Source organism: Stenotrophomonas maltophilia R551-3 (assembly GCF_000020665.1).
Lineage (GTDB): Bacteria > Pseudomonadota > Gammaproteobacteria > Xanthomonadales > Xanthomonadaceae > Stenotrophomonas > Stenotrophomonas maltophilia_L.
In genome coordinates, this window is the sequence record NC_011071.1 from 3,924,684 (window position 1) to 3,936,922 (window position 12,239).

11 protein-coding genes are annotated in these 12,239 nt (G+C 65.7%); 5 read left to right on the forward strand and 6 right to left on the reverse strand.

All coding sequences use genetic code 11. From position 1 onward, the window contains the following. Nucleotides 1-154: 154 nt before the first annotated feature. Both SMAL_RS17725 and SMAL_RS17730 read right to left on the reverse strand, forming a co-directional pair. Nucleotides 155-1,282: an NAD(P)-dependent alcohol dehydrogenase gene (locus SMAL_RS17725; protein ID WP_012512155.1), complete on the reverse strand. Its 1,128-nt coding sequence runs from the start codon at nucleotides 1,280-1,282 to the stop codon at nucleotides 155-157. Nucleotides 1,283-1,299: 17 nt separating this feature from the next. After that, nucleotides 1,300-2,766 carry a benzaldehyde dehydrogenase gene (locus SMAL_RS17730; RefSeq protein ID WP_012512156.1) on the reverse strand — a complete coding sequence of 489 codons (1,467 nt, stop codon included), beginning with the start codon at nucleotides 2,764-2,766 and terminating at the stop codon, nucleotides 1,300-1,302. A gap of 194 nt (nucleotides 2,767-2,960) precedes the next feature. Here SMAL_RS17730 and SMAL_RS17735 point away from each other — a divergent pair, with 194 nt between their 5' ends. Then, nucleotides 2,961-3,527 carry a DUF1415 domain-containing protein gene (locus tag SMAL_RS17735; protein ID WP_012512157.1) on the forward strand — a complete coding sequence of 189 codons (567 nt, stop codon included), beginning with the start codon at nucleotides 2,961-2,963 and terminating at the stop codon, nucleotides 3,525-3,527. After that, entirely contained in the window at nucleotides 3,524-4,327 is an 804-nt protein-coding gene (locus tag SMAL_RS17740) for an SDR family oxidoreductase (protein WP_006394009.1), read from the forward strand. The genes SMAL_RS17735 and SMAL_RS17740 overlap by 4 nt, the downstream gene beginning before the upstream one ends. Nucleotides 4,328-4,398: 71 nt before the next feature. Here SMAL_RS17740 and SMAL_RS17745 read toward each other — a convergent pair whose 3' ends face one another. Continuing rightward, nucleotides 4,399-6,429: a M3 family metallopeptidase gene (locus tag SMAL_RS17745; protein ID WP_012512158.1), complete on the reverse strand. Its 2,031-nt coding sequence runs from the start codon at nucleotides 6,427-6,429 to the stop codon at nucleotides 4,399-4,401. 170 nt (nucleotides 6,430-6,599) lie between these two features. Between SMAL_RS17745 and SMAL_RS17750 the strand changes: the two genes are divergently transcribed. Continuing rightward, nucleotides 6,600-7,004 (forward strand): hypothetical protein, encoded by a 405-nt coding sequence (locus SMAL_RS17750; protein ID WP_006394184.1) that lies wholly within the window; start codon nucleotides 6,600-6,602, stop codon nucleotides 7,002-7,004. A gap of 101 nt (nucleotides 7,005-7,105) precedes the next feature. Here the strand turns inward: SMAL_RS17750 and SMAL_RS17755 are convergent, their stop codons facing one another. Beyond that, nucleotides 7,106-8,218, reverse strand: coding sequence for a PLP-dependent cysteine synthase family protein (locus tag SMAL_RS17755; RefSeq protein WP_012512159.1), 1,113 nt, complete (start codon nucleotides 8,216-8,218; stop codon nucleotides 7,106-7,108). Nucleotides 8,219-8,343: 125 nt separating this feature from the next. Here SMAL_RS17755 and gloA point away from each other — a divergent pair, with 125 nt between their 5' ends. After that, nucleotides 8,344-8,859, forward strand: a complete 516-nt coding sequence (gene gloA, locus SMAL_RS17760) for a lactoylglutathione lyase (protein WP_006394246.1) — start codon at nucleotides 8,344-8,346, stop codon at nucleotides 8,857-8,859. Between the two features lie 90 nt (nucleotides 8,860-8,949). Continuing rightward, on the forward strand, nucleotides 8,950-9,378 hold the full coding sequence (locus tag SMAL_RS17765; RefSeq protein ID WP_012512160.1) for a VOC family protein: 429 nt from the start codon (nucleotides 8,950-8,952) through the stop codon (nucleotides 9,376-9,378). A 67-nt stretch (nucleotides 9,379-9,445) separates the two neighbouring features. Here the strand turns inward: SMAL_RS17765 and SMAL_RS17770 are convergent, their stop codons facing one another. Continuing rightward, complete coding sequence (locus SMAL_RS17770; protein WP_012512161.1) at nucleotides 9,446-9,877, reverse strand: CBS domain-containing protein; 432 nt, start codon at nucleotides 9,875-9,877, stop codon at nucleotides 9,446-9,448. A 445-nt stretch (nucleotides 9,878-10,322) separates the two neighbouring features. Further along, nucleotides 10,323-12,161: a glutamine--fructose-6-phosphate transaminase (isomerizing) gene (gene glmS, locus SMAL_RS17775; RefSeq protein WP_012512162.1), complete on the reverse strand. Its 1,839-nt coding sequence runs from the start codon at nucleotides 12,159-12,161 to the stop codon at nucleotides 10,323-10,325. Between the last annotated feature and the right edge of the window lie 78 nt (nucleotides 12,162-12,239).

Here is a 12,239-nt window from a genome sequence, read left to right on the forward strand (position 1 = left end):
AACGTTTCCGCCAGGAACTCATGCCCCAATCAAACACGGGGGGTCAGAGCCGTTTTCCTCTGGAAATCGGATCCGACCCCATCGCATGTCCAACAGTTCGCGGAGACCTGTCCAAGGCCGGGTGCCGGGCGCAACCGTGCACCCCACCCTGACCTTACGCCGCGATTCGCAGGATCGGCTTCAGCGTAATACCCCGGGTGCTGTCTTCGGCGGCCTGGTTGATCTGTTCCAGCGGATAGAACTTCACCAGCTTGTCGAACGGGAAACGGCCCTGCTGGAACAGTGTCACCAGCTGCGGAATGAACACCTGCGGCACGCTGTCGCCCTCGACGATGCCGCGGATGCTGCGACCGCCGAGCAGCAGGTTGTTCACATCGAAGCTGGCGGTGGTGCCCAGCTTCGGCGCACCGACCACGCCCATCATGCCAAGCCCGCCGAGCGCTTCGATGCCGGCGGAGAGCACTTCCGGGCGACCGGTCGATTCCAGCGCAAAATCAGCGCCGCCGCCGGTGATCGCACGCACGGCCTCGACCACATCGGTCTCGCGGCTGTTGATCACGTGGGTGACCCCCAGTTCCAGCGCCAACTCCAGGCGCGACGGCACCACATCGATGGCGATGATGGTGGTGGCGCCAGCCACCTTGGCCGCCATCACCGCGCTCAGGCCGACTGCACCGGCACCGTAACTGGCGAAGCTGCTGCCGGACCGCACCTGCAGCGAGTTGAGCACCGCACCCGCGCCGGTCTGGATGCCGCAGCCCAACGGACCGAGCAGTTCCAGCGGTGCATCGTCCGGCACCTTGATCGCATTGATCTCGCGTGCAAGTGCGTAGGTGGCGAACGAGGACTGTGCGAAGAAGTGGTCGTGCAGCGACTGGCCCTGCGCATCGGTGATCGCGGTATGGCCGTGGCCATCGTCGCCACCGAAGTTGAGCGCAAAGAAGTCACGGCAATACGCGCCGTGGCCACCGCGGCAGGGATTGCAGTGACCACAGGCACCGTAGGTCAGCACCACATGATCTCCGGCCTTCAGTTCCTTGACGTTGGGCCCGACCGCTTCAACGATGCCGGCACCTTCGTGGCCAAGTACCGCCGGCAACGGCACCGGGTAGTACTGGTCGCGCACGATCAGGTCGGTATGGCACAGGCCCGTGGCCACCACCTTCACCAGCACCTCGTCGTCCTGCGGGCCGCGCAGCGTGGCCTGCTCGATGACGAAAGGCTGTTCCTTGCCGCGCACCACGGCGGCGGTGATCTCACGGGTTGCAGTGTCGATGTTCATACGTGGATCCTCCTGGATCAGATCGGGTAGGCGGGCGCTTCGCCCTTGACGGTCAGCCACTGCCACTGGGTGAATTCTTCGCCGTTGGCCGGGCCACCGATGCTGGTGCCGTTGCCGGACGCACCCACGCCACCAAAGGGATTGATCACTTCGTCGTTCACGGTCTGATCGTTGATGTGCAGCAGGCCGGTGCGCAGGCGTTCGCCGATCTTCAGCGCGCGGCCGACATTGCTGGAGATGATCGCCATCGACAGTCCGTACTCGCTGTCGTTTGCCAGGCGCACGGCTTCGTTGTCATCGTCGAACGGCACCACCACCGCTACCGGTGCGAAGATTTCTTCGTTGAATGCCGGATTGTCGGCCGCGACGTTGCCAAGCACGGTCGGTGCAAAGAACAGGTCCCGGTGCGTACCGCCCGCTTCCAGCGTGGCGCCGGCCTGTACCGCCTGCTCGACCACGCGCAAGGCGTGGTCGCGCTGGCCGGCGTTGATCAGCGGGCCTATTGCTACGTCCTCGCGTGCAGGATCGCCCACCTTGAGCGCGTTGGCCTTGGCCACCAGCTTCTGCAGGAACGCGCCGTGGATCTTCCGGTGCACCAGCACGCGGCCGGTCGCCATGCAGATCTGGCCCTGGTGCAGGTAGACGCCCCACGCGGTGTTGGCCACTGCCAGATCGAGGTCGGCATCGTCCAGAATGATCAGCGAGTTCTTCCCACCCAGTTCCAGCGAGACCTTCTTCAGGTGCTTGCCCGCGGCCTCGCCCACCTTGCGCCCGGCCGCCGTGGAGCCAGTGAACTGGATCATCGCCACGTTCGGATCGCTGGTCAGTGCAGCACCGGCCGCACCGTCACCCGGCAGCATGTGCAGCACGCCCGCCGGCAGGCCGGCCTGCTCGAACAAGCGCGCGATCACCGCGCCACCACACACCGCCGTGCGCGGATCGGGCTTGAGTACCACGGCATTGCCGAGTGCAATCGCCGGGGCCACCGCGCGCATCGCCAGGTACAGCGGGAAATTGAACGGCGAAATGATCCCCACCACGCCCAGCGGCCGGCGCCGTGCCAGGTTCAGCCGGCCCGGTTCGGAGGGCAGGATCTCGCCGACGCTGCGCGACGGCAGTGCGGCGGCTTCATGCAGCGCCTTGATCGTCACCTTGGCCTCGAAGCCGGCCTTGAGGCGGGTCGAGCCGCTTTCGCGGACCAACCAGTCGATGAGGGTGTCGATGTTCTCCTCGGCCAGCCGCGCAGCCTTGCGCAGCACCTCGGCGCGCTGTTCATAGGGTGCGGCGGCCCACGCCTGTTGTGCCTGCGCAGCGGCAGCCGCCGAACGCGCCACCTGCGCCGGGTCCGCCAGACCGATCTCGCCGAGCGACTGGCCGGTAGCCGGTTCGATCACCGGCTGCCGCTGCACAGCGGCCTGCCAGTGCCCATTGAAGAAGGCGCCGGCCCAGAGGGCGTCCGGCAGCCACGGGGAAGGTGCAGTCATGTGGAGTCCTCCTGTGTCGTGCGTCCATTCCACGCCCGTAGGCCCTGGCGGGCAATCGGCCATCCGCCGGTAGCCTGCAAGGGATTGAATCAACGGGGATTTACAGCATCGCCACTGTCCAGTTCCTGCACAGTGAACAGCGCGGCAGCGGCACACTGCCTACAATGTCCGCCCCGCCAGCCGACGTGCCCGCCATGACCGATACCTCCCTGCCCACCGATGACCCGATCGCCGCCACCCGCCTGTGGCTGGAGCGCATCGTCATCGGCCTGAACCTGTGCCCGTTCGCCAAAGCGGTGTACGTGAAGGACCAGGTGCGCATCGTGCTCAGCGACGCCACCACGCCCGAGGCGCTGGTTGAACAGCTGGCCGAAGAGCTGGTGCTGCTGCGTGACACACCCGCCGAGCAGATCGACACCACCCTGATCGTGCATCCGCAGGTGCTGACCGACTTCCTCGACTACAACGACTTCCTCGACAACGCCGACGCAGCGATCGAGGCGCTGGACCTGCAGGGCATCCTGCAGGTGGCCAGCTTCCATCCGGACTACCAGTTCGATGGCGTGGCCGCTGACGACGCCAGCAACTACACCAACCGCGCGCCCTTCCCTACCCTGCACCTGCTGCGCGAAGACAGCGTGGCACGCGCGGTGGAGGTCTATCCGGACCCGGACGTGATCGTCGAACGCAACATCCAGACCCTGGACCGCATCGGCGTGGAAGGCTGGCACCGTCGCCTGCGCGGTGACGACCTGTCGTGAGCACGGTACCGCCGATTGCCGCATGGCCGGCCGCGCCGCTGTCGGGCAAGGTAGTGCTGGTCACCGGCGGTGCCAACGGCATCGGCCGCGGTATTGCCCAGGCCGTGCTCGGTGCCGGTGGCCGCGTGCTGATCGGCGACCTGGACACCGAGGCCGGCGAAGCGTGCCTGGCGGAATGGCAGCGTGGCGACGATGCCGCGTTCCAACCGTTGGACATCACAGATGAAGCCAGCGTGCGCGCTTTCATCGCCGTGGCCCTGCAGCATTTCGGTCGCATCGATGGGCTGGTCAACAACGCTGGCATCGCCGGCCCGCACGGTACGTTGCTGCAGGACATGGACTGGGACGAATGGCAGCGCCGCCTTTCGTCGCTGCATGGTGCGTTCCTGTGCAGCAAGCATGCGCTGCCGGCACTGTCGGCGAATGCTGCCGGCACAATCATCAACATCGCCTCGACCCGCGCGTGGCAATCCGAATCACATAGCGAAGCCTATGCCGCAGCCAAGGGTGGACTGGTCGCCTTCACCCACGCGCTGGCGATCAGCAGCGGGCCGGCGGTGCGGGTGAACAGCATCAGCCCCGGCTGGATCGGCACCTCTGACTGGCAGGCGCCCTCACGCCGACACGCGCCGCAGTACTCGGCCGAAGACCATGCACAGCATCCAGTGGGGCGTGTTGGACGCCCCGGGGACATCGGCGCCCTGGCGGTGTACCTGCTGTCGTCGTTGTCCGGTTTCACTACTGGCCAGGACTTCGTCGTGGACGGCGGCATGACCCGGAAGATGATCTACGCCGAATAGAAAAAGGGGACGGAGGGGATTAAGTCGTTTGTGCACAAACGACTTAATCCCCTCCGTCCCCTTTTTTGCGCTTACGCCATGCCCGAATGGCGCAGCAGCGCGTCGATCTGCGGTGCGCGGCCACGGAAGGCCTTGAAGTTCTCCGCCGCCGGGCGGCTGCCACCACGCGACAGGATCTCATCGCGGAAGCGCGCGCCGGTTTCAGCCAGCGCCTGCGGCTCCTCCTCGAACGCCGCATAGGCATCGGCGCTCAGCACCTCGGCCCACTTGTAGCTGTAGTAACCGGCTCCGTAGCCGCCGGCGAAGATGTGGCTGAACTGATGCGGGAAGCGGTTCCAGACCGGCGGGTGGTTCACCGCCACTTCCGCGCGCACACGATCGAGCAGTGCCAGAACGCTGTCCTGCGCCGGCTCGAACTGGCTGTGCAGCAGCATGTCGAACAGGCCGAACTCCAGCTGGCGAACGGTCGCCATGCCGCTATGGAAATTGCGCGCGGCCAGCATGCGCTCGTACAGCGCGCGCGACAGCGGCTCACCCGTTTCCACATGCGCGGTCATGCCCTGCAGGTGGTCCCATTCCCAGCAGAAGTTCTCCATGAACTGGCTGGGCAGCTCCACCGCGTCCCATTCCACGCCGTTGATGCCAGCCACACCCAGTTCGCCGATGCGGGTCAGCAGCTGATGCAGGCCGTGGCCCATTTCATGGAACAGGGTGGTCACTTCGTTGTGGCTGAAGGTGGCCGGCTTGCCATTGGCACCACGGCCGAAGTTGCACACCAGGTAGACCAGCGGCGTCTGTACGCTGCCGTCGGCACGCTCGCGACGGTTGCGGCAATCATCCATCCACGCGCCACCGCGCTTGCCTTCGCGCGCGTACAGATCCAGGTAGAACTGGCCCACCAGCGCGCCCTGCGCATCGACCAGGCGGAAGAAGCGCACATCCTCGTGCCAGACCGGCGCGCTGTCTTCCTGTACGCGCAGGCCGTACAGCTGTTCGATCACCGAGAACAGGCCGCCCAGCACCTTGGGCTCGGTGAAGTACTGCTTCACTTCCTGCTCGGAATAGCTGTAGCGCGCCTGCTTGAGGCGGTCGGCGGCGAATGCCAGGTCCCAGGCCTGCAGGCTGTCGATGCCGAGCTGTTCGCGTGCGAACTGCTCCAGTTCGGCGCGGTCCTTGGCCGCGAACGGCTTGGCGCGTGTAGCCAGGTCACGCAGGAAACCAAGCACCTCGGCCGGGTCCTGCGCCATCTTGGTCGCTACCGAATAATCACCATACGAGCCGAAACCGAGCAGCGCGGCCAGTTCAGCGCGCAGGGCCAGGATCCGGTCGATGTTGCCGCTGTTGTCCAATGCATCGTCGCCGAACTCGGACGCACGCTGCGCGCTGGCGCGATACAGGATCTCGCGCAGATCGCGATCTTCAGCCCAGGTCTGCACCGGCTGGTAGCACGGCATCTGCAGAGTCAGTTTCCAGCCGGTCTTGCCGTCTTTCTCTGCTGCGGCATGCGCGGCGGCCTTCACGTCAGCGGGTACGCCGGCCAGACGGTTTTCATCCTCGACGATCAGCGACCACGCATCGGTGGCGTCGAGCACGTTCTGCGAGAACTTCGCCGACAGCGCCGACAGCTCTTCCTTGATCGCGGCGAAACGCTGCTGCGCCTCGGGTGCCAGCTCAGCGCCACCCAGGCGGAAATCGCGCAGCGTGTTGTCCAGCACCTTGCGCTGGGCCTCGTCAAAGTGCGCCGCCTCGGCGCTGGCAGCCAGGGTCTGGTACTGCCGGTACAACGCCAGGTTCTGGCCCAGCGCACTGGCGAAACGGGTCACCCGTGGCAGGTTGCTGTTGTAGGCCTCGCGCAGTTCCGGGGTGTTGACCACGCCCTGCAGGTGGCCGACCAGGCCCCAGGCACGCCACAGGCGCTCGGTGGCATCGTCCAGCGGGGCAACGAAGGTCTCCCAGCGCACCGGCTGCACCTGCTCGGCCGTGCTGACGGCGGCTTCGGCCTCGGCCAGCAGCACGTCCAGCGCCGGCGCCACGTGCTCGGGGCGGATCGCCTCGAAGCGCGGCAGGCCGGAAAAATCGAGCAGGGGGTTGGCAACGGTCACGGCAGATCTCCAGGGTACGGGCCCGACAGGCGGGCAGCACGGTAGATATGGCGCTGCCGGGCGTGGCTGACAAGGGGGCGCCGCCCGGTATTCACGTCGGCCTTACGGTCGCGGTTCGAAGCTCTGGCTGCGGGGGAGTCCGCAGCAGTAGGTACCCAACGAGGCCCCACATGGAAGGTCTGGCTGCAGTTGCATCCGCCTCATCGGCGCGGTCGCTGGCGTTGTCCGCCAGCGCGGCCGAGCTGTCCTGGATCGCCGCGCTGTGCGATGCCGGCGACGACGCCCCGCGCCACCTGCAACAGCTGCAGGCCGTGCTGCAGCAGGGTGGCACCTTCAACGATGCCCAGGAGTGGTACCCGTTCGAGGTGATCGAACGCGGCGCCAGCCAGCTGCGGCTGGGCCATGAGCGCGAGTTCGTGATCTGCGTGCTGCTGTGGCTGCAGGCACTGGCCCAGGGCCGGGCCAGCGGCCTGGACCCAAGCCTGCACCTGGATGATCGCGCGATGGACATCGAGGCATTGCCCGATGCGCTGCGCGATGCAGTGCTGGATGCGTTCACCGCAGCGGGGTACTGATCGGGGTGCGACACACCGCCGCGCTCGCCGGGCATGGCCCGGCGCTACCCTTTCAGCACGATCGGTAGCGCCGGGCCATGCCCGGCGGAAATGCCGACCGGCTACAGTGCTTCCAAGCTGCACCACGGCAGTTGCGGCAGGCCCTGCCCGGCTACCGCAGCAGCCAGCTGCGCGTCGGCCCCCTGCACATCGATACCCTGCCGTGCATACCACGCCGGGTCGTAGTAGCTCTGCGCATAGCGCTCGCCGCTGTCGCACAGGATGCTGACGATGCTGCCCTGGTGGCCGGCCTCGCGCATCCACTGCGCGGCCTGCAGCACGCCGATGAAATTGGTACCGGTGGAGCCACCCACGCGTCGACCGAGCTGGCGACTGACATGGCGCATCGCGGCCAGGCTCAGTGCATCGGGCACCTTCACCATCGCATCCACACTGGTCGGAATGAAGCTCGGTTCCACCCGCGGCCGGCCGATGCCTTCCACGCGCGAACCGCCGCTGCAGGTCAGGCCACGCCAGTCCTGCTGGCCGGCCACGGCAGCCTGATAGCCATCGAAGAACACCGACACTTCCGGGTCCGCGCAGAGGATGCGGGTGTCATGCCGGCGGTAGCTGACATAGCGGCCCAGCGTGGCCGCGGTACCGCCGGTGCCGGGGCTGCACACGATCCACTCCGGAACCGGGCTGGGCTCTTCGGCCATCTGCTTGAAGATGGATTCGGCGATGTTGTTGTTGGCGCGCCAGTCGGTGGCACGCTCGGCGTAGGTGAACTGGTCCATGAAGTGGCCGCCGGTGTCGCGGGCGAGCTTTTCCGAATCACAGTTGAGGTCACAGGCACGCTCGACCAGATGGCAGCGGCCACCATGGAACTCGATCGCGGCAATCTTCTCCGGCGAGGTCGTGGCCGGAATCACCGCGATGAATGGCAGGCCCAGCAGGCGCGCGAAATAGGCTTCGGACACCGCGGTCGAGCCGCTGGATGCCTCGATCACCGGCCGCCCCTCGCGCAACCAGCCGTTGGTCAACGCATACAGGAACAGCGAGCGGGCCAGCCGGTGCTTGAGGCTGCCGGTGGGATGGCTCGATTCATCCTTCAGGTACACATCGATGCCATCGAACCCGGGCAGCGCCAACGGGATCAGGTGGGTATCGGCGGAACGGTTGAAATCGGCTTCGATCTTGCGGATGGCGGCGGCCACCCATTCACGCTGCGACATGGCGGGCAATGGTCATCAGGACGGAACGGTGCGATCCAGCCATTGTACGTCGCGGTGCCGTCAGGTGGCGGCCGGTAGAATAAGCACATCCGGCCGGCAACGGCCCTGTCTGAAGGACCTCCCCCATGACCATTCCCGCCCTGCGCGATGTCCCCGGCGTCGCCGCCCAGGCTCCGGCCGAAACCACCGGCTTCGTGTTCAACCACACCATGCTGCGGGTGAAGGACATCACCGCCTCGCTGGACTTCTACACGCGCGTGCTGGGCTACCAGCTGATCGACAAGCGCGACTTCGCCGAAGCCCAGTTCAGCCTGTACTTCCTGGCCTACGTACCGGCCGGCGCCGTGGTACCCGAGGATGACGACGCCCGCCGCGTGTGGATGGCCGGCCTGCCGGGCGTGCTGGAGCTGACCCACAACCACGGTACCGAGAGCCAGGACGGCGCGGTCTACCACGACGGCAACAGCGACCCGCGCGGCTTCGGCCACATCTGCGTGTCGGTGCCGGACATCGAGGCCGCCTGCCAGCGCTTCGAGGATCTGGGCGTGACCTTCCAGAAGCGCCTGACCGACGGTCGCATGAAGAACCTGGCCTTCATCAAGGACCCGGACGGCTACTGGGTCGAGATCATCGCCAACTGATAAAAAGGGGACGGAGGGGATTAAGTCGTTTCTGGCACTATTAGCCGGAAGCGACTTAATCCCCTCCGTCCCCTTTTTTGCGAGGTTGGTATGGAAACGATGGAACTGCACCGCGGGCGACTGATCGACCACATCCAGCTGGTCGTACGCGACCTGGCCGCCAGCCGGCGCTTCTACCAGGCGGTGTTCGATACGATCGGCATCCCGATCGCCGGCGAAGGCGATGATTACTTCTGGGCCGACGAGCTGTTCATTTCCAGCGCCAGCAGCGAAGCCGCCGCCGGCCAGCTGACCGGCCGCCACCACCTGGCGTTCCAGGCGCGCGACAGCGCCACCGTCGATGCCTTCCACACGGCGGCCATCGCCGCCGGAGGCAAGGACAACGGCGCACCCGGCGAGCGCCCTTACCATCCCGGCTACTACGGCGCCTTTGTGCTCGATCCGGATGGCAACAACATCGAAGTGGTCTATCACGGTCCGGCGAACTACAGCGCCGATTCGGTGAAGGTCACTTTCTGATATCACCAAAGCCGTGAACGAAGAAGCCGGGCAATGCCCGGCTTCTCTGCATCCAAGGGTCCAGCCCTCAGTGGGCGGCCATGTAGATGTCCTGCAGCACGGCCTTTTCCAGTTCCAGCTCACCCAGCAGGTTCTTCACGATGTCGCCCAGGCTGAGGATGCCCACCAGCAGGGTACCTTCGGTGACCATCAGATGACGGCGCCGCGAGTACGTCATCAACGACATGGCCTGCTTCAGGGTGGCCTCCGGCGCAATGCCTTCCAGACCGGTGGACGGCAGGCTGGAGATCACCCGTCGGCCGGCCTGCGGGCCGTCGTCGGCCAGGGTACGCACGATGTCCTTCTCGGAAATGATGCCAACCGGGGCATCGTCCTTCGTCACCACCAGCGCAGCGATCTTGTTCGCGCTCATCTTGTGGGCGGCGGCACCGATGGTGTCTTCGGCGTCGATGGTGATGACAGCTTCTTTCTTGGATTGCAGGAGTTCGCGGACGTTCATTCTTGTTTCCTGGTGCAGGTCACTAAGTCAAAAAGTGTGCTCTTCCGATGCGCCCCCTCCCCGGGAACAGACCTTTCAGTGCACGTCTGGCGCACCCGGCTGCCGCTTGGAATGGATCGGCAGACATCGTGCTGCAACGCGAACGAGGTGGGTTCAACGGCTCAACCCGACCCTCGGTCAAAGTGATTCTACGACTGCGACCATCGGTCACTACCGGCATCGATAGGACAGTTCATCGTGGGAACCAACTGACGATCCAGAGAATGGCACCGCGGCTGAAACCGCCGCTGAATACAGGCGATGTCGCGCATTAAAGATTGATTGCCGGCTGCCGACAGCGGACAGAACACCCGGCGGCTGTCCCACTTGGCACGCCCCCCCGGCGCAAACGAAAGGGGCCCACGTGGGGCCCCTTCGCATGCAGCATCCAATGGACCCGACGGGGTTATTCCACCGTCACGCTCTTGGCCAGGTTGCGCGGCTTGTCCACGTCGGTGCCACGCGCCAGTGCGGTGTGATATGCCAGCAGCTGCACCGGGATGGTGTGCACGATCGGGCTGAGCACGCCGGCATGGCGCGGCGTGCGGATCACATGCACGCCCTCGGACTCGTTGAAGTTGCTGTCCTGGTCGGCAAACACAAACAGTTCGCCGCCACGGGCGCGCACTTCCTGCATGTTCGACTTCACCTTTTCCAGCAGGCTGTCGTTGGGCGCGATCACCACCACCGGCATGTCCTCGTCCACCAGCGCCAGCGGGCCATGCTTCAGCTCACCCGCCGGATAGGCCTCGGCGTGGATATAGGAGATTTCCTTGAGCTTGAGCGCGCCTTCCAGCGCGATCGGGTAATGCAGGCCACGGCCCAGGAACAGCGCACTGCTCTTGCGCGCGAAACGCTCGGCCCAGGCAGCGATCTGCGGCTCCATGTTCAGCGCGTGCTGCACGCTGCCCGGCAGGAAGCGCAACTGCTCCAGGTAGTCCGCTTCCTGCGCCGCGTCGATGCGGCCATGCAGCTTGCCCAGCACTACGGTCAGCTGGAACAGCGCGGCCAGCTGGGTGGTGAAGGCCTTGGTCGAGGCCACGCCGATCTCGGCGCCGGCGCGGGTGTAGCAGACCAGTTCGCTGGCGCGCGGGATCGCACTCTCCGGCACGTTGCAGATCGACAGCGTGTGCTTGTGGCCCAGCGACTTGGCGTACTTCAGCGCCTCCATCGTATCCAGCGTTTCGCCGGACTGGGAAATGGTGACGATCAGGTGCTTCGGGTTCGCATAGGCGGCGCGGTAGCGGTACTCGCTGGCAATCTCCACGCTGCACGGCAGGCCGGCAATGGCTTCGATCCAGTAACGCGCGGTCAGGCCGGCGTAGTAGCTGGTGCCGCAGGCGATGATCTGCACGCCTTCGATGCCCGACAGCACGGCCTCGGCATTCTTGCCGAACAGCTCGGCCGGGAAACCACCGGCGTCGATTGCCGCCTCGATGGTATCGCCCAGTGCGCGCGGCTGTTCGTGGATTTCCTTCTGCATGAAGTGGCGGTACGGGCCCAGCTCCAGCGACGCCAGCGACACGTCGGACAGGTGCACGTCACGCTCGACCGGCTGGTCATGCTCATCGAAGATGCGCACGCCGTCGCGGCGGATTTCGGCGGTGTCGCCCTCTTCCAGGAAGATCACCTTGCGGGTGGCCGACAGCACCGCCGAAACGTCGGACGCGACGAAGTTCTCACCCTCGCCCAGACCGATCAGCAGCGGGCAGCCCATCCGCGCGCACACGAAGCGTTCCGGCTCGGCGCGGCTAACCACGGCTAGCGCGTAGGCGCCGGTCAGTTCCTTCACGGTGCGCTGCAGCGCCACCAGCAGGTCATCGCCATCCTTCAGGTGATGGTGGATCAGGTGCGCGATGACTTCGGTATCGGTCTGCGATTCGAAGCTGTAGCCCAGCGCACGCAGCTTCTCGCGCTGCTCCTCGTGGTTCTCGATGATGCCGTTGTGGACCAGCGCCACGCCGTGGCTGATGTGCGGATGCGCATTGGCCTCGGTGACACCGCCATGGGTCGCCCAGCGGGTGTGGCCGATGCCCAGCACTGCATTGAAGCCCTCGGCCTCGGCCGCAGTGGCCATTTCCGAAACGCGACCGGTGCGGCGCACGCGGCGTACATCCCGGTGCTCACCCTGGTCGATCACCGCGATACCGGAGGAATCGTAACCACGGTACTCAAGCCGCTTCAGGCCTTCGATCAGCACCGGCACTACGTCGCGATCAGCGATCGCACCTACGATTCCACACATGTCAGGCGTTTCCTTGAAGACGATCGGCGCATTCTAGCCTGCGCGTCCAGCGTCGCCCTCCTGTCCGCTTAATGAAAG

What these genes read in the sequence shown, in the direction of transcription:
- gloA (WP_006394246.1), top strand. Translation starts at nt 8,344, where the DNA reads ATGACCATTCCCGCCCTGCGCGATGTCCCCGGCGTCGCCGCCCAGGCT.
- SMAL_RS17770 (WP_012512161.1), bottom strand. Translation starts at nt 9,877, where the DNA reads ATGAACGTCCGCGAACTCCTGCAATCCAAGAAAGAAGCTGTCATCACC.
- SMAL_RS17735 (WP_012512157.1), top strand. Translation starts at nt 2,961, where the DNA reads ATGACCGATACCTCCCTGCCCACCGATGACCCGATCGCCGCCACCCGC.
- glmS (WP_012512162.1), bottom strand. Translation starts at nt 12,161, where the DNA reads ATGTGTGGAATCGTAGGTGCGATCGCTGATCGCGACGTAGTGCCGGTG.
- SMAL_RS17725 (WP_012512155.1), bottom strand. Translation starts at nt 1,282, where the DNA reads ATGAACATCGACACTGCAACCCGTGAGATCACCGCCGCCGTGGTGCGC.
- SMAL_RS17730 (WP_012512156.1), bottom strand. Translation starts at nt 2,766, where the DNA reads ATGACTGCACCTTCCCCGTGGCTGCCGGACGCCCTCTGGGCCGGCGCC.
- SMAL_RS17755 (WP_012512159.1), bottom strand. Translation starts at nt 8,218, where the DNA reads ATGTCGCAGCGTGAATGGGTGGCCGCCGCCATCCGCAAGATCGAAGCC.
- SMAL_RS17750 (WP_006394184.1), top strand. Translation starts at nt 6,600, where the DNA reads ATGGAAGGTCTGGCTGCAGTTGCATCCGCCTCATCGGCGCGGTCGCTG.
- SMAL_RS17765 (WP_012512160.1), top strand. Translation starts at nt 8,950, where the DNA reads ATGGAAACGATGGAACTGCACCGCGGGCGACTGATCGACCACATCCAG.